This window comes from Chryseobacterium wanjuense (assembly GCF_900111495.1).
Taxonomy (GTDB): domain Bacteria; phylum Bacteroidota; class Bacteroidia; order Flavobacteriales; family Weeksellaceae; genus Chryseobacterium; species Chryseobacterium wanjuense.
This window is the reverse complement of the sequence record NZ_FOIU01000001.1, coordinates 196,858-215,681: the sequence shown is the minus strand read 5'-3', so window position 1 is coordinate 215,681 and position 18,824 is coordinate 196,858. Positions and strand designations below refer to the sequence as shown.

Annotated in this window: 21 protein-coding genes; 14 read left to right on the top strand and 7 right to left on the bottom strand. The window is 36.4% G+C overall.

Features of this window, described 5'->3' with window-relative positions; all coding sequences use genetic code 11:
* The first annotated feature begins 198 nt into the window (after positions 1-198).
* Together BMX24_RS00905 and BMX24_RS00900 are read left to right on the top strand one after the other, a co-directional pair.
* A complete protein-coding gene (locus tag BMX24_RS00905; RefSeq protein ID WP_089790217.1) occupies positions 199-660 on the top strand; it encodes a heme-binding domain-containing protein in 462 nt (153 codons plus the stop codon).
* Positions 661-669: 9 nt separating this feature from the next.
* A complete protein-coding gene (locus BMX24_RS00900; protein ID WP_089790216.1) occupies positions 670-1,083 on the top strand; it encodes a thiol-disulfide oxidoreductase DCC family protein in 414 nt (137 codons plus the stop codon).
* A 170-nt stretch (positions 1,084-1,253) separates the two neighbouring features.
* Here BMX24_RS00900 and BMX24_RS00895 read toward each other — a convergent pair whose 3' ends face one another.
* A complete protein-coding gene (locus BMX24_RS00895) occupies positions 1,254-2,684 on the bottom strand; it encodes an alpha-amylase (RefSeq protein WP_089790215.1) in 1,431 nt (476 codons plus the stop codon).
* Between the two features lie 189 nt (positions 2,685-2,873).
* Between BMX24_RS00895 and BMX24_RS00890 the strand changes: the two genes are divergently transcribed.
* Together BMX24_RS00890 and murA are read left to right on the top strand one after the other, a co-directional pair.
* Entirely contained in the window at positions 2,874-3,530 is a 657-nt protein-coding gene (locus tag BMX24_RS00890; protein ID WP_089790214.1) for a DUF4290 domain-containing protein, read from the top strand.
* A complete protein-coding gene (gene murA / locus BMX24_RS00885; RefSeq protein WP_089790213.1) occupies positions 3,530-4,837 on the top strand; it encodes a UDP-N-acetylglucosamine 1-carboxyvinyltransferase in 1,308 nt (435 codons plus the stop codon). The genes BMX24_RS00890 and murA overlap by 1 nt, the downstream gene beginning before the upstream one ends.
* A 104-nt stretch (positions 4,838-4,941) precedes the next feature.
* Here the strand turns inward: murA and BMX24_RS00880 are convergent, their stop codons facing one another.
* From BMX24_RS00880 to BMX24_RS00860, 5 genes are all read right to left on the bottom strand, one after another.
* Entirely contained in the window at positions 4,942-5,253 is a 312-nt protein-coding gene (locus tag BMX24_RS00880; RefSeq protein ID WP_089790212.1) for an NIL domain-containing protein, read from the bottom strand.
* A gap of 214 nt (positions 5,254-5,467) precedes the next feature.
* The gene (locus BMX24_RS00875) at positions 5,468-6,124 is read right to left on the bottom strand and encodes a YiiX/YebB-like N1pC/P60 family cysteine hydrolase (protein ID WP_089790211.1); all 657 of its coding nucleotides are present in this window, start codon (positions 6,122-6,124) and stop codon (positions 5,468-5,470) included.
* Positions 6,102-6,557, bottom strand: a complete 456-nt coding sequence (locus tag BMX24_RS00870) for a DUF1801 domain-containing protein (RefSeq protein WP_089790210.1) — start codon at positions 6,555-6,557, stop codon at positions 6,102-6,104. The genes BMX24_RS00875 and BMX24_RS00870 overlap by 23 nt, the downstream gene beginning before the upstream one ends.
* A 100-nt stretch (positions 6,558-6,657) precedes the next feature.
* Positions 6,658-8,271, bottom strand: a complete 1,614-nt coding sequence (locus BMX24_RS00865; protein ID WP_170835632.1) for a T9SS type A sorting domain-containing protein — start codon at positions 8,269-8,271, stop codon at positions 6,658-6,660.
* A gap of 378 nt (positions 8,272-8,649) precedes the next feature.
* A complete protein-coding gene (locus BMX24_RS00860; protein ID WP_089790208.1) occupies positions 8,650-10,386 on the bottom strand; it encodes a T9SS type A sorting domain-containing protein in 1,737 nt (578 codons plus the stop codon).
* 281 nt (positions 10,387-10,667) lie between these two features.
* On the opposite strand from BMX24_RS00860, the gene BMX24_RS00855 reads away from it, so the two are divergent.
* The 4 genes from BMX24_RS00855 to proC all read left to right on the top strand — a co-directional run bounded on the left by BMX24_RS00855 (position 10,668) and on the right by proC (position 14,263).
* The gene (locus tag BMX24_RS00855) at positions 10,668-11,873 is read left to right on the top strand and encodes a pyridoxal phosphate-dependent aminotransferase (protein WP_089790207.1); all 1,206 of its coding nucleotides are present in this window, start codon (positions 10,668-10,670) and stop codon (positions 11,871-11,873) included.
* A 20-nt stretch (positions 11,874-11,893) separates the two neighbouring features.
* Entirely contained in the window at positions 11,894-12,373 is a 480-nt protein-coding gene (locus BMX24_RS00850) for a hypothetical protein (protein WP_089790206.1), read from the top strand.
* Positions 12,374-12,378: 5 nt separating this feature from the next.
* The gene (murB, locus tag BMX24_RS00845) at positions 12,379-13,392 is read left to right on the top strand and encodes a UDP-N-acetylmuramate dehydrogenase (protein WP_089790205.1); all 1,014 of its coding nucleotides are present in this window, start codon (positions 12,379-12,381) and stop codon (positions 13,390-13,392) included.
* 67 nt (positions 13,393-13,459) lie between these two features.
* A complete protein-coding gene (gene proC, locus BMX24_RS00840; protein WP_089790204.1) occupies positions 13,460-14,263 on the top strand; it encodes a pyrroline-5-carboxylate reductase in 804 nt (267 codons plus the stop codon).
* 132 nt (positions 14,264-14,395) lie between these two features.
* Here proC and BMX24_RS00835 read toward each other — a convergent pair whose 3' ends face one another.
* Positions 14,396-14,818, bottom strand: a complete 423-nt coding sequence (locus BMX24_RS00835) for a VanZ family protein (RefSeq protein WP_089790202.1) — start codon at positions 14,816-14,818, stop codon at positions 14,396-14,398.
* A gap of 55 nt (positions 14,819-14,873) precedes the next feature.
* On the opposite strand from BMX24_RS00835, the gene lnt reads away from it, so the two are divergent.
* The 6 genes from lnt to BMX24_RS00805 all read left to right on the top strand — a co-directional run bounded on the left by lnt (position 14,874) and on the right by BMX24_RS00805 (position 18,768).
* Entirely contained in the window at positions 14,874-16,508 is a 1,635-nt protein-coding gene (gene lnt / locus BMX24_RS00830; protein ID WP_089790200.1) for an apolipoprotein N-acyltransferase, read from the top strand.
* Positions 16,509-16,681: 173 nt separating this feature from the next.
* On the top strand, positions 16,682-16,924 hold the full coding sequence (gene rpmB / locus BMX24_RS00825) for a 50S ribosomal protein L28 (RefSeq protein ID WP_002976757.1): 243 nt from the start codon (positions 16,682-16,684) through the stop codon (positions 16,922-16,924).
* 6 nt (positions 16,925-16,930) lie between these two features.
* The gene (gene rpmG, locus BMX24_RS00820; protein ID WP_027379950.1) at positions 16,931-17,113 is read left to right on the top strand and encodes a 50S ribosomal protein L33; all 183 of its coding nucleotides are present in this window, start codon (positions 16,931-16,933) and stop codon (positions 17,111-17,113) included.
* 21 nt (positions 17,114-17,134) lie between these two features.
* Positions 17,135-17,287, top strand: a complete 153-nt coding sequence (locus BMX24_RS00815) for a DUF4295 domain-containing protein (RefSeq protein ID WP_002976755.1) — start codon at positions 17,135-17,137, stop codon at positions 17,285-17,287.
* 191 nt (positions 17,288-17,478) lie between these two features.
* The gene (gene ftsY / locus BMX24_RS00810) at positions 17,479-18,432 is read left to right on the top strand and encodes a signal recognition particle-docking protein FtsY (RefSeq protein WP_089790198.1); all 954 of its coding nucleotides are present in this window, start codon (positions 17,479-17,481) and stop codon (positions 18,430-18,432) included.
* A gap of 72 nt (positions 18,433-18,504) precedes the next feature.
* Complete coding sequence (locus BMX24_RS00805) at positions 18,505-18,768, top strand: GlsB/YeaQ/YmgE family stress response membrane protein (protein ID WP_089790196.1); 264 nt, start codon at positions 18,505-18,507, stop codon at positions 18,766-18,768.
* Positions 18,769-18,824: the final 56 nt, after the last annotated feature.

Below are 18,824 nucleotides of genomic sequence, written 5' to 3'. Positions count from 1 at the left end.
TTGCTGTAAATAAGCCTACAAAAAGTACAATAATGCAATTAAGTTAGTAAAATTTTACATTAATTTTAATAAAATCAAAAGTTATAAAAGCATATTTAGAACAGTTCAATTTAATGTTACTATTTCTATACAATTTAAAGTTTTTATTTGTGAAAAATTTAATTAACTTTATCTATTCAGAACACATGAAATTTCGGTATGAAAAAAGTATTAACTATCATTCTCGTGGCTTTTATTATCATTCAGTTTTTTCCGATTGACAAGACAAATCCGGCTCCTACTCCCGGAATGGACTTTTTAAAAATAAAAAATACCCCTCCGGAAATTGCAAAAATCATCACCAATTCTTGCTACGACTGCCATTCTAATGAAACGACATATCCCTGGTATTCTAATTTTGCTCCTGCTTCATGGTATCTAAAAAATCATATCGATGAAGGAAGAAAACACCTGAATTTTTCTACCTTTGCTACGTACGAACCTAAGCAACAGGTTGACAAGCTGGAGGAATGCATTGAAATGATCGAGAAAAAAGAAATGCCTTTGGAATCTTATTTTGTAGGACACCAGGACGCAAAAATCACTGATGAACAAAGAAAAATTTTAATCAATTATTTCAAAAAAGAGAAAACTGAGACTGTACGAAAAATGACACTTTAAAACTCAATCATGGAGGAAAAATGGGAGAATAAACATATTGTATTTTTTGATGGAGATTGCGGTGTCTGTAATTTTTGGGTTCAATGGATTTTAAAAAGGGATAAAAAAGACCAGTTTATGTTTGCATCTCTTCAATCGGATTTCGGACAAAAATTTTTATCTGAAAGAGGCTTAAATACGAAAATTTTCAACACCATGTATCTTTGGAAACCCAAACAATATTATTTAGAAAAATCTAAGGCTGTTTTGCAGATTGCCAATTTACTTGGCGGAATTTACAAACTTTCCTGGGTGGGAAGAATTATTCCTGGCTTTCTGAGCGACAAAGTGTATGACATGATTTCGAGAAACAGGATGAAACTGGCGAATCAGAAGTGTTATCTGCCGACTCCGAGTGAGAGGGCTAAATTTATTGAGGTTTGATTTAAACACAAATTGCACGGATTTTTCACGGATTGCACAAATAAAACTTATACGATATCCGCCTCTAAAAATATAAAGACTGTTTCACTTATGAAACAGTCTTTTTTTGCTCTCGCTGAGCTGATTTGCAGATTTTTTCTGGTTTGCTTTCTACGAGAAATATTTTTTTATTACTGATTCAAAGACCAGACAGAATAGGAATTCGGCGGACATTGGATTTTCACCCATTTGTCGCCCTGTGTTGTCGGATACCAACTTGAGTGTCCTGTAAAATCTTTAATCTGCTGACTCGTCCAGTTTGTCTGAATCCATCTTTCCTGCCAACTTGAAGAATTATTGATATAAACTACAAGCCCCGGATTTCCGTTGTACCCGTTTCTTCTTGCGATGTATTCATCATTATCGGTGTATAAAATTGAAGTTGTTCCCGTTGCTTTATTATTATGAATCCAAATCAGGTTATTTAATCTTTCCTTATTGAGCCATTCTTCATAATCTCTGTAGAAAATCGTAGGATAGCCTTCATGAGTGAGAATATAAGCATAGGCCAACATTTTGTTGTAAATGATATCTGTATCGTGATTCGCTACAAAAGTCACTGCCTTGAAAGGGTTCCTCTTCCACATCATATCGTCATTCAATACATTTAAATTTCCGTTGTCAAAAGCTTCATCCATTTTATAATAGGCTGCAAAATCAAATACGGAACTGTTTGCATTATTCGCCCACCATTCCAGGGTATTTACGTTGGAATCCCATAATTCGCCGACAGAAAATCCGCCGACATTGGAATTCCAGTTATTGATAACCCAAGGTCCGAAACCTTTCACATAGTCGAACCTCCAGCCGTCAAATTTCATTACATTTTTATAATATTTCCCCACAGAATCATCCCTTCCCCATAGCCAGCTTTGAACAAACGGATCGGCATGACACAAATCCGGAAAACCTCCGAAAGCGCCTTCATCATTATTTCCGAAAGAGTTTTTATAAAAATTATTGTAAGTTCTTGGGAATTTTCCTGATGCTACTCCCGTAAAATTTGTCCACGTATTCGTTCCGGTAAAAGGATTGGCTTCTGATTGCCCGCCACTGTTATGATTAATAACAATATCTGCATACACCTGCATATTTTCGTCATGTGCTTTTGTAATCAATGCTTCAAGCTCTGTTCTCGATCCGAAACGTGTTTCTGTGCTTCCGTTCTGATTATAATTTCCGAAATCGTAATAATCGGTAGGATCATATCCCATCGAATACGCCCCATTTTGAGCTTTGGAAGCCGGGGGAAGCCAGACCGCGCCGATTCCTGCATTTGACCAGTCGGTGATTTTTCCTTTCACGGTATTCCACCAGTTTCCTCCATCCGGAACATCCCAGTAAAATCCTTGCATCAAAACGCTTCCGCCGGGTCCTGCAACAAACTTTGCATTAGCAGATGTTCCCGTACTGAAAGGGCGCCCATCGTGATTTGTAACGTTTACGGTTTTGTTGTGAACTTCCAGCTGTTTGGGGCTCTCAACCACCATTTCATCATGATTCTGACAAGAATTAATAAGGCCTAAAGCCACAAATGAAAGTAGGAAATGTGTTTTTTTCATATAGAAAGTTTTAATTATTAAACTATTAACTAAAATACAATTTTATTAAGATAAATTCCAATGCAGGTGAAATAATTTTAATTTTTAATAAAAGAAGTTCAAGATGCATTATTAAATTTTTTATTAAAAAAATATAAACTTTAAAGATTTTCGGTACAATTTTTCCATTAATCCATATATTTGCATACTATGGAATATAATACCCAAAAACCTCAGCTTCATATGCCGGAATACGGCAGAATTATACAACAGTTGGTTGAGCGTTGCAAAGAGCTTTCTACCAAAGAGGAAAGAAATGAGATGGCAACGGCGATCATCGATTTTATGGGTCAGAGAAACCCCCAGCTTCGGGACGAAGAAAACTATAATCACAAACTTTGGGATCATCTTTTTATTTTAGCTAATTATGATCTTGATGTAGATTCACCATATCCTTTTCCTACAAGAGAACAGCTCGCAGAAAAACCAAAAAGAATGGAATATCCTAAACTCCAGGGTGATTTCAAATTTTACGGAAAAAGTATTCTCCAACTGATAGACAAAGCTATCGAACTAGAACCGGGAGATGAAAAAGAAGCCCTGATCGAGGTGATTGCCAACAACATGAAAAAATCCTACAACGTATATAATAAGGAACATGTAACGGATGATGTGATTTTCCGTCACCTAAAAGAACTTTCGGAAAACAGGCTGGATCTGACAAGCATTGAAACCCTGGAAAAGAGTAAGATCTACTACACCAGCAACAACAACCGAAATAACAACAATAATAAGAATACCAACAAAAACCAGTCTAACAACAAGAGAAGGCATAACAACAATAATCATAAAAACAGAAATAAATAATGAGTGGGACATTTCAAATAAGAGGAGGAAAAAGACTGCATGGTGAGATTACTCCACAAGGAGCAAAAAATGAAGCTCTTCAAATTCTTTGTGCCGTTTTATTAACTGATGATGAAGTAAGGATTAAAAATATCCCGGATATCCACGATGTAAACAGACTGATCGAAATTCTAGGAGATTTCGGAGTAAAAGTAACGAAAAACGGGCACGGAGATTATACCTTCAAATCAGATAAAGTAAATTTTGATTATATAAAATCCAACGAGTTCAAAAAAGACGGAGCCAAACTAAGAGGTTCCATCATGCTCATGGGACCAATGTTGGCGAGATATGGTGAAGCCTATATGCCGACTCCGGGAGGTGATAAAATCGGAAGAAGAAGATTAGACACTCACTTTCAGGGACTTGTAGAATTGGGTGCAGAATTTCATTATGATGAGGAAGAATTCTTTTATTCTTTAAAAGCGAAAGAGCTTAACGGTAAATTTATTTTGCTGGAAGAAGCTTCTGTTACCGGAACTGCAAACATTGTAATGGCAGCGGTTTTAGCTAAAGGAAAAACGAGAATTTACAATGCAGCCTGCGAACCTTACCTTCAGCAGCTTTGTAAAATGCTGAACAGAATGGGTGCAAATATTTCAGGAATCGGTTCTAATTTACTGACAATCGAAGGAGTTGATTATCTTCACGGAACTGAGCACACAATGCTTCCTGATATGGTGGAAATCGGTTCGTGGATTGGTCTTGCAGCCATGACAAAATCTGAAATTACCATTAAAAATGTAAACTGGAACCAGCTTGGCGTTATCCCGAATACATTCAGAAAACTGGGAATCCAGCTTGAGCAGAGCAATGATGATATTTTCATTCCGGCGCAGGAAAATTACAGGATCCAGAAGTTTATCGACGGTTCTATCCTTACCATTTCCGATGCACCTTGGCCAGGATTTACCCCGGATTTATTGTCCATTATTTTGGTGGTGGCAACTCAGGCAAAAGGGAGTCTTTTGGTTCACCAGAAAATGTTTGAATCGAGATTATTCTTCGTTGATAAACTGATCGATATGGGAGCCCAGATCATTCTTTGTGATCCGCACAGAGCAACGGTAATCGGACTTAATCAGGAAACTCCGCTAAGAGGAACAACAATGACTTCTCCGGACATCAGAGCAGGAAACGCCCTTCTTATCGCAGCACTTTCAGCAGAAGGAAAATCTATCATCCACAATATCGAGCAGATCGACAGAGGATATGAAAATATCGATGGAAGACTGAAGGCCATCGGAGCAGATATTGAGAGAATTTAATACCGGTTTTTAGTTAAATCAATTTAAAAATTTAACATCACACACAATAAAAGCGCCCAGAAAACTGAGCGCTTTTTTTGTAATTAAAACTATATGAATCTCACCTATGAGTATTTTCTACAGACATATTCTATAGTTGTACTCAGAAGTTTATTGTTTTCCAGATAGAATTCCAGTTTTTCGAAATCCTCTGAATTTACGTTAATATACAATTGTACCGAACCAAAACTACGCCCGTTCATATATTCCACATTAGCAGACAACACCCTGTGACAAATCCCGAACTGATTGTAAATGGTATTCATCAAATGTTCAAATTTCATTTTACCATTCAATTCTATTTCCAGTATCAATTCTCTTTTGGGCAGGTTTAGTTTACTTTGTAAAACCTGCAGTCCCGGATTTGGTGTAATCATAACTAAACATATTTTTGGTTAAACATTGTGATTTTTCCGCTCTGTGACGTTAAATCTTTGACAAAAATATAAAAAATTATTAGTCCACCAAATTAGTAGGATATTAATTTTTAATTTTAACATAATTTTTTTTCAAATCTAAATTTTGATTAATATTATTCAATAAAAAAACGGGTCTAAGCCCGTTTCTACTGATTTAAATATCATATTCAAATTATTTCAGTTCTTTTATTCTTTCCAATTTATCGGAAGCCGCTAGTCCGTTGGGGTTGCAGCCCGGTTCACCTTCAGGAACTTTAAGATTTTTCTTTTGGTAAAATTCTTCCCAGAAAGTATTTGTTTTTCCTGTTTTCGGATCAATGAAAGTCATGGGTTCAAGCTTAAAAACAGCATCTTTTCTAAAAGCTCTTTCTATAAAATCTGAACAGTAATATGAATTTTCATTTAAAATATAGTTAAAATTGTATGGTTTTCCCAGCATAGAATTCGCCTTCTCCAAAGCACCCGGAATTGCATTTTGATATTGAGGTTTCAACCGGTAAACGATTACTTTTTGCCCTTCACCAGCCTGATCTTTTAGAAATTCTTTTAAATTTTGCTTTTGAGAGCCCCCTTTCGGAGCTGCGTGAAGCACGAAAACTCCATCTCTATTTTTTTCCAGGATACCGATATGATCGAATGAGGCGTTTTTCTGTTTTTGTGTTACATTGTTAATCGCTCCGGAAAGTCCCGTTTCTTTTGCTGTGACGAAAAGTAAATCTCCATTCTTAACATCTGAAATTGCGGGATTTTTACAGCTTACATTTAAATTAAATAAAAGGAAGAGCGCAAAAAACTTTAGCAGTATATTATTTTTTAAAATTTGATTCATAACAATTGATCCAATCTTGTACCGTCATTTTTTTGCTCACTTCAGCCAATAATTCCAGCGGAATATCATCCATTTTTTTGAAGCGGACACAAGATTTTCCCATATCCAGCTTTCTTTTAGAATGTTTCGGAAATTCCTCCACAAACCAGTTTAAAAGTTCAGGACTTGCGTACATTCCCATGTGATAAAAAGCTATGAAATTCTTTTGCGAAGCCAACCCTATAAATGGAAGCGGTGATCCCGGAGTACAGTGATAACCTGCCGGATAAGTCTCCAAAGGAACTCCCCAACCAACCATTCCGTAGCTGATATTTTCCCTAAAACCTTTTGGCAGATTATCATTAATGGTATCAAATATTTTCCTGAAAATCTCCTGTCTTTCTTCAGGAATTTTTGAGATATAATCTTCTATGGAAATGGCTTGGATTTGCATATTCAGTTGAGTTTTAATAATTCTTCAAATTAACAAAAATTGAACTAAATAAAAAAGCAGCCACAATCTGTGGCTGTCATTAAGTTATTTTTCCAAGTAATTATTCTTTTATTGCTTTTACTGTAGACTTAGATCCATCTGTAAATAGTATTGTTACAAGATAAACTCCAGCTTTCAGTTCGCTCAAGTTTAATTCTTTTTCAGGATTATCGATAGTCTTCAAAATTCTACCTGATACATCTGCAACAGTTACTTTTTTCAAATCTTCAGTATCTGATAAATATAAAATATCTTTAAAAGGATTAGGGTAGATTATTACTTTTTTTGACTGATTATTCACTTCCGAAGTACCAAGCTGAGCAATGCTTTCAACAGTGAAATCATCTACAAAAAAACCATAATCGATTGGATTGTTGGTTGTACCTGTATTAGCATAAAAAGCAAATTTGGTAGTCGGACTTGCACTAGTTGTGAAATTATAGAAGTATTCACTAGATGTATTTGAAGGATTATTATTAATATCCCAGGTTTTTAATATCGTCCAAGTATTTCCACTATCATTTGAAAGCAGAAAATGAACCACATCATCACCCCCCATTAGGACTGGCAAAGAAGATGTAGCTCCTTTTATACCGTAATTAAACTTCACTTTATACGCACCTGTAGAAAGATCAAAAAGTGGTGTTGTAAGCCAGGCAATCTTATTCGCACTACCCATATTGAATTTTGCAGACGAATTACTACTCTGTTCATCATTTAAAAAGATGCCTTTATACCATCCATAATCAGTTCCCGTAGGTCCTGTAGCAGGAGTTCCCCCTGACAAATTTTTTGTCCAGCATGTTATAATATTAGTACTGCCAAAACTATTAAAATCATAAGTATATGGAAGAACCATAACTCCACATAATGTAGTAAAATTTTTTGATAAAGACCATTGACTTTGACTCATCAAACCACTACAATTTGTTCTAACCCAATAATAATATTTTGTATTGGCCAACAAACTCCCAAGAGTATAGGATGTCCCTGTAACCCCAGAATAATTAGGAACAGTAGTACTCGTCGGAGGTGTTGAACTTGTACTATAGTAAATATCATGACTTATAGCAGAGGTACCTGCAGGAACTGTCCATGAAATCTGAGCCGAGTTTGAAGTTATCATTCCCGCAGGTTGTAATACAGGTTCAACACAATCAGTGTATGCATCTGCAGAAAAAGCAAATATATTGGCAACACCTTCATTACTGCCTTTCGTTACAGTAATACTTTTAATAGGCTTAGTCTGATTAGCTGCACTAATATTATGAACAGTCTCATAAAGCTTGGGGTCTTGTGGATAATATTGTAACACATCTGTATCTCTGTTAATTCTTCCGATTCCTCGGATTGCATAATTTGTCCTGGTGCTATTCCAGAACGGAATCTCCTGAATAAATGACTGAGTCGTATTATCAGTAAAATTCACCGTTATTGTTACATAAGACGTTCCCTGTCCGCTGGTAGCAAGCATGTATATTTTAACAGCGGCTACAGGATTGGTAAATACCAAAGTTCCACTATTATCAATAGCTCCTGGTACATTACTCTGAAGTCTTAAAGAATTATTGCCACTTAAATTTCCCAGTTGAAAACTCAATCCTGGAGATATTGCTGAATTAATGATACCAGTTGCCGGTAAGCCATAAGAGGGAGGTGTGCTTGTCGGTGTCAATTTAAAATCATTTGTAACAAGATTATAATAAGTTCCATCAACACTAACTGTAGTTGAAGACATAGAAGAACCTAGACCATTAGCAATTACATCAGCAGTATATCCGGATTGGACAGGCATTGTTTGAAGATGCTGTTGAGCAACCAAAGCAATTGCTGAAAAAAAAATAATAGCGGAAAATGCCTTAGAAAATATTTTTTTAATCATGGTATCAATATTTTAGTCGAAAATTACAAAAATTATTAATATAAAATAATAGATTAATTTCTATCATTTGCTTATTAAAGACTGGTCTCAAAAAATATCTTTTAAAATACCTAAAAAAGAAGACAGCTACGCATTCGCATAGCTGTCTTCGGCAGTTATTAAATCTAAAAATTATTTTTTAATCGCTTTTACCGTGTACTGAGTTCCGTCTTTCAAACGAAGATTTACCAGATATAATCCTGAGTTTAACAGACTTAAATCAATTTCTTTTGAAGGATTATCAATCGTTCTCAATACTCTTCCGGAAACATCACTGATTGTTACGGATGTTACTTTTTCAATATCAGAAACATATAGGACATCTTTAAACGGATTCGGATGAACCATCAGCTTTTTCTTGTTTGCATCCACTTCAGAAGTTGCTAAAGTATTTGCTTCCCAATAGATATCATCCCAATAGTAAGATTTACCGTCATTATTACTTCTTATTGCCAATCTTGCGCCTGCAGGAACCGTATTTGGAACCGGAACAATATATTCTGCATTTGAGGCATAGGAAGTATTAGTGATCGTCAATGTCTGCAATGTAACAAAAGTACTTGCATCTGCAGTATTCGTTACGTACCCTACCATCATCGTTCCAGGAGCACCACTACTTACTCTCGCTTTGAATCTTAATTGATTCGTTCCCGCATTTACATTAGAAAAAGTAGGAAGTACCGCATAAGTAGGTGTAGAACTGCTAGGTGTATTTTGATAAATATTTCTTGTCCCAGAAGCCGGTGAAGTACTCGTAATAGTCTGAGATCCTGTTCCCGCAAGTCTTACCCAACAATCGGGAACAATACTTCCTGTTGCATACGAATCAAAGTTTTCGAACATGGAAGTCATATTCCCACACAATGTTTTGAATGTTCCTGAGAACGACCACACACTCTGGCTTGTTGCAGAACTACAATTTGTTCTTACCCAATAGTAATATGTTGTATTTGGGTTTAATCCCGGAATCGTCGTAGAAGTTCCCGTCACACCCGGAATACTTGGAGTCGTACTTCCAGTCGGAGCTGCATTTGTTGTGCTGTAATAAATGTCATAGTTCACAGCAGTTGTTCCGGCCGGAACTGTCCATGAAACATCCGCCGAATTCGCCGTTAATGTTCCTACCGGCTGCAATGTCGGTGCCGAACAATCTGAATAGGCATCTGCCGAGAATGCAAAAACATTAGTGTATCCCTGAGCAGTTGACGTTTTTGTAACCGTTACGCTTTGTATCGGTTTCATTTGATTGGCAGCATCAATAAGCAATTGTATCTGATAAAGCCTTGGATTGATGCCACTTCCGGATTCCAGTGTGTCATTTGTTCTGTTAATCCTACCAAATCCCTGTATAGCAAAACCAGTTGCGTTATACCAGTCTGAAACCGCTACTCCCGTAAAAGTCTGAGAAGTAGTATCCGTAAAATTCACCGTCACCGTCACCGTGGAAGCTCCACTACCGCTGGTCGCAAGCATATAGAGCTTAAACGCTGCTTTAGGTGTTGTGAAAACCAACGTCCCCGAATCGTTTGTATTCGATAGCTTCAAAGAGTTGTTGGAACTATAATCCGCCAGTTTGTAGGATAATCCAGGCGTAGCAGCTACAACACTGTTTACAGTTCCGTCGATAGGTAAACCGTAAGTAAGAGGTGCACTGGCAGCAGTTAACTGGAAATCCCTTGATACAAAGGCGAAAGATACCCCATCAACATCCGTGGAAGTTGAAACTGACGACGAGCCTATTCCATTAGCAATTACATCTGATGTAAGACCTGAAGAAATTGGCATTTGTTGGAAATTTTGACCTGCAATACTAGATGCAGATAATAGAGCTACAGCATTGAAAGCTCCAAAAAGTAGTTTTAAATTCATATTTACTAGTTATTGTCGTTGTAAATTTATAAAAAAAACAATATAAAAACGATTTTGCTATTATTTTTTAAAGTTTATTGCATTACTATTAAAAATATCATCTTTTTATCACTAAATATTGAAATAATTAATCAAAAACATAATAAGAATAAATTTTATAAAACCATAATATAGCATTCAAAACGTTGAAAATGTCAAAATTCATAAAAATCTATTCCGGATAAGCATTATTTTATTATTGAGAAATTAAATCTTATTTTTGCCATACAAATTTTTGAACAATGCCGAATATTTCAAACAGAGCACAACACATGCCGCCTTCGCCGGTAAGAAAACTGGTTCCTTTTGCCCTTAAAGCAAAACAAAAAGGAATAAAAGTATATCACCTTAATATCGGACAGCCTGATATTGAAACCCCGGAAACGGCTCTTAATGCTTTAAAAAATATTGATTTAAAAGTATTGGAATATGCACTTTCCGAAGGAAATCTAGAGTACAGAAAAGCACTTACAGAATATTACCATTCATTAGGTTTTGAAGATCTTACTACCGACAATTTTATTGTTACCAACGGTGGATCCGAAGCTTTAAACTTTGCCATCTCAACGCTATGCGATGATGGTGATGAGGTAATCATTCCTGAGCCTTATTATGCCAATTATAATGGTTTCACAAGCACATTCAATGTACACGTAGTGGCAGTTCCTTCTACGATTGATACTGGCTTTGCGCTTCCTCCTATTGAAGAATTCGAGAAAAAAATCACCAAAAAAACACGAGCGATCGTTATCTGTAACCCAGGAAATCCCACAGGTTACCTTTACACTCGTGAAGAGCTTCAGAAGCTGGCTGATATTGCAGTAAAGCATGATATCGTCATCATTTCCGATGAAGTATACAGAGAATATGTGTATGACGGAAAACAGCAGATTTCTATGCTGGCTTTTCCTGAACTGGCAGAAAACTGCATCATTATCGATTCAGAATCTAAGCGTTACTCCATGTGTGGGGTAAGAATCGGCTGTATGATTACGCGTTCTAAAGTAATTCACGATGCTGCCATGCTTTTTGCACAGGCAAGATTAAGTCCGGTTTTGTTGGGACAGATCGCTGCAACAGCCGCTCACCAGAATGACGGAGCTTACATCAGAGCGGTAAGAGAAGAATATACGCACAGAAGAAATGTTTTGGTAGACTTATTGAATGCTATTCCTGGAGTTATCTGCCCGAAACCAAAAGGAGCATTCTATTGCGTTGCAGAGCTTCCGGTGGATGATACCGAAAAATTCGCTCAATGGCTGCTTGAAACCTACTCCAACCATAATGAAACGATCATGGTAGCACCGGCAGGAGGTTTTTACAGCAATCCTGAGTTGGGTAAAAAGCAGGTAAGAATTGCCTATGTCTTAAAAGAGGAAGATTTAAGAAGAAGTGCCGCAATTTTAAAAGATGCTCTTGAAAAATATAAATTAGAATTTAATCTTTAATTAAAAATAAATAAATAATTATGTCAGCAATAAAAAATAAAGGGTTGAAATTTTTCGTTCCCGTACTTTTGTTGCTGATATTTTTTTCCTGTAATCAGGCCACTGAAAAAAAAACGGTGACCGATCCTAATGAAATTACTTTTATAGGTCTGTCAAATATCGGCGGAAGCCTAGGAAGTTACAGAATTATTAAAATCACAAAAGATTCCATTCACGCTGAAAAAGGGATTGCAGCCAGAAAGATTCATCAGCAATGGCATGCTGAGATCGACGACAACGCGTGGAAAAAACTTGTTTCTACGATTGACATCAAAACTTTAAATACAATTAAAAGTTCGCCAAGCGCACAATCTGTCGACGGAATCGATGAAACCTTCCAGATCAGAACGCCGAAAAAATCTCATGTTTATGTCAATTCTCATGTAGATACCGTTCATTACAGACAGCTTCAAAATTTAAAGGATCAAATCCAGAAAATCCTTCCCAAAGAATACAAATAAAACCAATGCACGAAAATTTTTCATTAAAACCTTACAATACATTCGGTGTAGACGCAAAAGCAAGATATTTCACTGAAATAAATAATGTTGAAGAACTAAAAGAAGCCCTGAACTTCTCAGTTGCTCAACATCTTCCACTCCTTTTTCTTGGCGGAGGAAGCAATATTTTATTGACAAAAGATTTCGAAGGATTAGTTATTAAACTTAATTTAAAAGGAATCCACGAGGATATTATTAATGAAAATGAAGTGCTGGTAACGGCAAAATCAGGAGAAAACTGGCATGAATTTGTGCTGTTTTGCCTTGAAAAAAATTATGGTGGACTGGAAAATCTCTCATTAATCCCGGGAAATGTAGGAACTTCGCCAATGCAGAATATCGGCGCTTACGGAACAGAAATCAAGGATGTTTTTGTAAACTGCACGGTTCTCAATCTTGAAAATCTTCAACTGGAAACTTTCAATCTCGAGCAATGTCAATTCGGGTACAGAGATTCTATCTTTAAACAGGAAGGAAAAGGAAAATATGTGATTCTGGAGGTTATTTTTAAATTAACAAGAAAAAATCACAAAATCAAAACAGAATACGGAGCGATTCAAACAGAATTGGAAAATTTGGAAATTCAAAACCCTACCATTCAGGATGTTTCGAAGGCCGTCATCAATATCAGACAAAGCAAATTACCCGACCCGAAACAAATCGGAAATGCAGGAAGTTTCTTTAAAAATCCCACGATTGCTTTGAGTCAGTTTGAAGATTTAAAACAAAAATTTGAAAATATTCAGGGATATCCGAATGGAGATTGTGTAAAAGTTCCGGCCGGCTGGCTTATTGAGCAATGTGGCTGGAAAGGCAAGCAAATCGGAAATGTGGCTTCTCACAAACTGCAGTCCCTGGTAATTGTTAACGCCACAGGAAATGCCACAGGAAAGGAGATTTTTGATTTTTCAACGGAGATTATTAATTCTGTAAAAGAAAAATTCGGAATCGAACTGGAAAGGGAAGTGAATATTATTTAAAACTTGGAAAAACTTTGTCAAAGTTCAGAACTTTGACAAAGTTATCATCATAAAAAACAAACACAATATGAAAATCGCTATTATCGGAGCCGGAAATATGGGCTTATCTTTTTCAAAATCATTTTTGAAATACGAATTGATAAAACCTGAAAACCTTCATTTAATCACAAGAAATCAGGCTAAATTCACTAAAATATCAGAAGATTTTCCAAAATCTAAAGTTTCTACATTTGAAGAAGTGAAGGAATTGGATGCAGATTTAATTATTCTTGCCGTAAAACCTCAGGATTTCCAACATGTCGCAGAAAATTTTCAGTTTACATTAAAGGAAAATCAGATGGTTCTGTCCATTATGGCCGGAATTAAGATCGAAAAAATTCAAAAATTACTCAATCATCCTCTCGTTGTAAGAGCGATGCCAAACTCTCCTACCCTTCTCGGAATGGGCATTACAGGCTATACTTCTGCGGAGGGAATTTCTTTCAGTCAATTAATTAACATCGAAAGACTTCTGAACTCAACCGGAAGATCCGTTTATCTGGAAAATGAAGAATTGCTGGATGGCGTTACAGCCCTCTCCGGAAGCGGACCAGCTTATTTTTATTATATCATTGATGCGATGATCAAGGCCGGAATCGAAATGGGAATTGATGAAAATCTTTCCAAACTTTTCGTGAAACAAACGATGTTGGGAGCTTATCATTTGATTAATAATTCCGATAAAAATCTGGAGGAATTAATTCAGGATGTGGCATCAAAAGGCGGAACCACCGAGGCTGCTTTGAAAACTTTTAATGAAAATAATTTAAAAGAAATTTTAAAAAACGGCATTTTGAATGCGGAGAAACGGGCGAAGGAATTGAATGGATAAATAACTAATCAATAATTTACAGATGCTTCGACAGGCTCAGCATGGCAAACTCTAATACTAACCGCTTTAATTAAGGGTAAATTTGTAGCGATGTCATGCTGAACAGAGTCGAAACACCTCACTTTAAATCATTCAAACAGCCCAATTCCCCAATCGTTTTTCAACAAATTTCCGAAGCAAAAACCCAAGATACACCCCAAAAGTATTCAGAATAATATCATCGATCTCAAAAATTCCCATTCTTGTAAAATACTGAAGCGCTTCCACGATAAAAATGATTGAAATAAAAGAAAAAAGTAAAGCTTTCAGATCATTCAATTTCGGGAAAACCCACCCCAAAAAGCCAAAAGGAACGAACATCACGATATTTCCCAAAACGATAATCACAATATCTTTCCAGGAAATGGCTCCTTTGATGAAGTTGATGGTAGAAATGATAGGCTCCACCGTCAGCAGATTATCATCATACTGAAATCTCCCCATCCCCAAAAACATGAGGTAGAGCAAAAACAAAGTATAGGGAACAATAATAATTTTATAAAATTTCTTTAACATCAATTGCAAATTTATTCATTTCAAAAACATTAAATTTGTATGTTAAATTAATTTAATGAAATACGTTTTACTTACGCTCATTTCTGCGATGCTCTTGTCCATCTCATGGCCAACTTACGGTGTTCCGTTTTTTATATTTTTTGCCCTGGTTCCGCTTTTGATGATGGAACACGGAATCTCAAAATTTTCAAGCTACAAAAGAAAAAGCTGGGTGGTTTTCGGACTTTCCTACCTATGTTTTGTCATTTGGAATGCCGTGACAACAGGCTGGCTGTATGGTTCTAAAAACCCGGACGGAAGCCATTCTATGATGGCAGTTTTATTTCCAGTTTTGGTAAATTCCCTCTTGTATTCACTGGTTTTTCAATGCTATCACTGGTACAAAAATGCACAGGGAACATATTGGGGGCTAGGTTTTTTCATTGCGATCTGGATGAGTTTTGAAAAATTTCACCTCGGATGGGAACTTACCTGGCCGTGGCTGAATCTGGGAAATGTATTTTCTGATTATCCGAAGCTGATTCAGTGGTATGATACATTGGGCGCAACAGGCGGAAGTTTCTGGATTTTATTGATTAATGTTTTATTATTTTACACCGTAAGAACCTGGGAAGCCGGCCGAAAAAGAAAGGATTTAATTAAAAATTCTTCTATTGTAGCAGGATTAATCATTATTCCTATGATTATTTCCCTCATTAAGTTTAATAATTTTAATGAAAAACCTATCGGACAGGTAAATGTTTTAATGTTGCAGCCTGATCTTGATCCGTATGCTGAAAAATATTCAATAGACAGCTTAACCATAGAAAATGATCTTCTGAGCCTTGCTGAAAGAAATTCAAAAGGGAAAATCGATTATTATATTGCCCCTGAAACTGCACTTCCGGGAAGAGGTTCTATTTCGGAAACGGCTTTTGAAAAGAGTTTAATTTTAAATAATATTAAAAACTTCCTATCAAAACACCCCGGTTCTGTTTTCTCAACGGGAATTTCTTCCCATAAATTTTATACAAACAAGAACAATTTACCAAAAGAAGCTTATCAACTGAATCAGGGACTTTGGGTTGAAAGTTTTAACACTGCCGTTCAAATTGTTCCCAATCAGAAAGTGGAAGTCTATCACAAAGGAAAACTTGTTCCCGGCGTTGAAATTTTCCCTTATATGAGCTATTTAAAGCCCATTTTAGGCGATGCTATGCTTAATCTGGGAGGAACTGTCGCTTCTTTGGGAACAGACAAAGAACGGGTAGCTTTCTCCAATCCGTTTAACAAAGGAAAACTGGCTCCGATTATCTGCTATGAAAGTATTTACGGGGAGTTTACTACCGATTATGTGAAAAAAGGTGCGAATTTCCTTGCCATCATGACCAATGACTCATGGTGGGGCGTTACGGAAGGCCACAAACAGCTTTTATCGTATGCAAAATTAAGAGCTATCGAAACCAGAAGGGAAATTGCCCGTGCTGCAAACAGCGGCATTTCTGCGCATATTAATGCAAAAGGTGAGATTCTAGAAGATACTTTTTACGGAGATAAAACCACACTATTCGCAAAAGTGAATCTTTATGACGGCATGACTTTCTATGCAAGATCGGGAGATTTGCTTTCAAGATTTTCAATCTTTGCATTGGGATTCCTGTTGTTTTACTTTTTAATTAAATGGTTTCAGAGAAAAACGAAGAAGGCGTAAAAGGTAGTGAAGATGGATGTTGGAGGCTCGAAGTTGGTGAGATTAAATAAACTTATTTGAAGTTAATATCAATAAGTTATTTGTAAATAATTTTCCAAAAGATTTGTCTATCTAAAAAATTCTTCGTTATTTTGCACTCTCAAATATTATAGTACAAATAAGAACATCGAGATATGTCAAGAATTTGCCAAATAACAGGAAAGCGTGCAATGGTTGGTAACAACGTTTCTCACGCTAATAACAAAACGAAGCGTCGTTTTGAAATTAACTTATTGGAGAAGAAGTTTTACCTTCCGGAGCAAGATAAGCACGTAACACTGAAAGTATCAGCTCATGGATTGAGAGTGATTAACAAGATTGGAATCGAGGAAGCTATTGAAAGAGCTACTAGAAACGGATTGATTAAAAAGAATTAATAAATCATGGCAAAAAAAGGAAACAGAGTTCAAGTAATCCTTGAATGTACAGAGCATAAAGAAAGCGGTATGCCAGGAATGTCTAGATACATTTCTACTAAAAATAAAAAGAACACAACTGAAAGATTGGAATTGAAAAAATACAATCCTGTTCTTAAGAAGGTAACTGTTCACAAAGAAATTAAGTAATTTATTAAAATATAATTTACCATGGCAAAGAAAGTAGTAGCAACCCTACAGAGTGGTCAGTCTAAAAAGATGACTAAAGTGGTGAAAATGGTGAAGTCTTCTAAATCAGGAGCTTACGTTTTCGAAGAAAAAGTAATGAATGCAGACGAAGTAGACGGTTATTTGAAAAAATAATCTACACTTTATTTACAATATAAAAAACTACTCAGCTTTTGGGTAGTTTTTTTGTTATCTTTGCTTTTAATCTCGCTGGAAGTCAGAAGCTGGATGCTGGAAGTTAATCATAAAACTTAAAAATTAGGTTTGTAAACTTCAAGCTCTATCCTCCAACTTCCCTCATTAATTAAAATTCCGTAATTCATAAGATGAGTTGGTTTAAAAATATTTTTAAAAAAGAAGAGAAAGAAACCCTAGATAAAGGATTGGAAAAATCCAGCCAGGGATTCTTCGAAAAAATGACGAAAGCCGTAGTCGGTAAAAGCAAAGTAGACGACGAAGTTCTGGATGATCTGGAAGAAGTACTCATTGCATCGGACGTAGGCGCATCTACAACCATCAAAATCATAGAAAAAATTGAAGAACGTGTTGCCAGAGATAAATACGTAAGCATCGGTGAACTTGACAAGATCCTTCGTGAAGAAATTTCCAATCTTCTGCTTGAAAATCCTCATAAAGGAACCGGAAATATAGATACTACCAAAAAACCTTACGTGATCATGGTAGTCGGTGTAAACGGTGTCGGAAAAACCACAACGATCGGAAAACTTGCCCATCAATTCAAATCTGAAGGAAAAAATGTTGTTTTAGGAGCCGCAGATACTTTCAGAGCTGCTGCGGTGGATCAATTGGTGATCTGGAGCCAAAGAGTCGGCGTTCCTATTGTAAAGCAGGAAATGGGCTCTGACCCGGCTTCCGTAGCCTTTGATACCGTTCAAAGCGCTGTTGCCCAGAATGCAGATGTTGTCATCATAGATACAGCAGGCAGACTTCATAATAAAGTAAACCTGATGAATGAGCTTTCAAAAATCAAAAGGGTAATGCAAAAGGTAATTCCTGACGCTCCTCACGAAATTTTGTTGGTTCTGGATGGTTCTACAGGACAAAACGCTTTCGAACAGGCAAAACAATTTACCGCAGCTACAGAGGTGAATGCTTTAGCCGTAACAAAGCTGGACGGAACAGCAAAAGGAGGTGTCGTGATCGGCATTTCAGACCAGTTCCAGATTCCGGTGAAATATATTGGTGTCGGAGAAAAGATGCAGGACCTGCAATTGTTCAATGGTACGGAATTTGTTGATTCGTTCTTCAAGAAAAGATGATTTTTATCATGTTTTCCCTATATTAGCAATATCAAACTTCATTAAATATTAACAATTTAAAAATTTGCAACTATGGGAATTTTAACATGGATCTTATTTGGACTCATTGCCGGAGCAATCGCAAAAATGATTATGCCGGGAAATCAGGGAGGAGGATGGCTGATTACAATTATCCTTGGAATTTTAGGAGCCTTTATTGGAGGCGCAATCGGGGTTTACGTCCTTCACTGGGGTGATGTAGATTCTTTCTGGAATTTCAGAAGCTGGATTTTGGCAATCGGAGGCGCTTTAATTCTTCTCTGGATCTACGGAATGGCTACGAAGAGAAGCAGCTGAAAAAATTTAAGATAATAAAAAATAAAACGGCGGATTTGAAATTCAAATCCGCCGTT

What these genes read in the sequence shown, in the direction of transcription:
- BMX24_RS00905 (WP_089790217.1), top strand. Translation starts at nt 199, where the DNA reads ATGAAAAAAGTATTAACTATCATTCTCGTGGCTTTTATTATCATTCAG.
- BMX24_RS00900 (WP_089790216.1), top strand. Translation starts at nt 670, where the DNA reads ATGGAGGAAAAATGGGAGAATAAACATATTGTATTTTTTGATGGAGAT.
- BMX24_RS00895 (WP_089790215.1), bottom strand. Translation starts at nt 2,684, where the DNA reads ATGAAAAAAACACATTTCCTACTTTCATTTGTGGCTTTAGGCCTTATT.
- BMX24_RS00890 (WP_089790214.1), top strand. Translation starts at nt 2,874, where the DNA reads ATGGAATATAATACCCAAAAACCTCAGCTTCATATGCCGGAATACGGC.
- murA (WP_089790213.1), top strand. Translation starts at nt 3,530, where the DNA reads ATGAGTGGGACATTTCAAATAAGAGGAGGAAAAAGACTGCATGGTGAG.
- BMX24_RS00880 (WP_089790212.1), bottom strand. Translation starts at nt 5,253, where the DNA reads ATGATTACACCAAATCCGGGACTGCAGGTTTTACAAAGTAAACTAAAC.
- BMX24_RS00875 (WP_089790211.1), bottom strand. Translation starts at nt 6,124, where the DNA reads ATGAATCAAATTTTAAAAAATAATATACTGCTAAAGTTTTTTGCGCTC.
- BMX24_RS00870 (WP_089790210.1), bottom strand. Translation starts at nt 6,557, where the DNA reads ATGCAAATCCAAGCCATTTCCATAGAAGATTATATCTCAAAAATTCCT.
- BMX24_RS00860 (WP_089790208.1), bottom strand. Translation starts at nt 10,386, where the DNA reads ATGAATTTAAAACTACTTTTTGGAGCTTTCAATGCTGTAGCTCTATTA.
- BMX24_RS00855 (WP_089790207.1), top strand. Translation starts at nt 10,668, where the DNA reads ATGCCGAATATTTCAAACAGAGCACAACACATGCCGCCTTCGCCGGTA.
- BMX24_RS00850 (WP_089790206.1), top strand. Translation starts at nt 11,894, where the DNA reads ATGTCAGCAATAAAAAATAAAGGGTTGAAATTTTTCGTTCCCGTACTT.
- murB (WP_089790205.1), top strand. Translation starts at nt 12,379, where the DNA reads ATGCACGAAAATTTTTCATTAAAACCTTACAATACATTCGGTGTAGAC.
- proC (WP_089790204.1), top strand. Translation starts at nt 13,460, where the DNA reads ATGAAAATCGCTATTATCGGAGCCGGAAATATGGGCTTATCTTTTTCA.
- BMX24_RS00835 (WP_089790202.1), bottom strand. Translation starts at nt 14,818, where the DNA reads ATGTTAAAGAAATTTTATAAAATTATTATTGTTCCCTATACTTTGTTT.
- lnt (WP_089790200.1), top strand. Translation starts at nt 14,874, where the DNA reads ATGAAATACGTTTTACTTACGCTCATTTCTGCGATGCTCTTGTCCATC.
- rpmB (WP_002976757.1), top strand. Translation starts at nt 16,682, where the DNA reads ATGTCAAGAATTTGCCAAATAACAGGAAAGCGTGCAATGGTTGGTAAC.
- rpmG (WP_027379950.1), top strand. Translation starts at nt 16,931, where the DNA reads ATGGCAAAAAAAGGAAACAGAGTTCAAGTAATCCTTGAATGTACAGAG.
- BMX24_RS00815 (WP_002976755.1), top strand. Translation starts at nt 17,135, where the DNA reads ATGGCAAAGAAAGTAGTAGCAACCCTACAGAGTGGTCAGTCTAAAAAG.
- ftsY (WP_089790198.1), top strand. Translation starts at nt 17,479, where the DNA reads ATGAGTTGGTTTAAAAATATTTTTAAAAAAGAAGAGAAAGAAACCCTA.
- BMX24_RS00805 (WP_089790196.1), top strand. Translation starts at nt 18,505, where the DNA reads ATGGGAATTTTAACATGGATCTTATTTGGACTCATTGCCGGAGCAATC.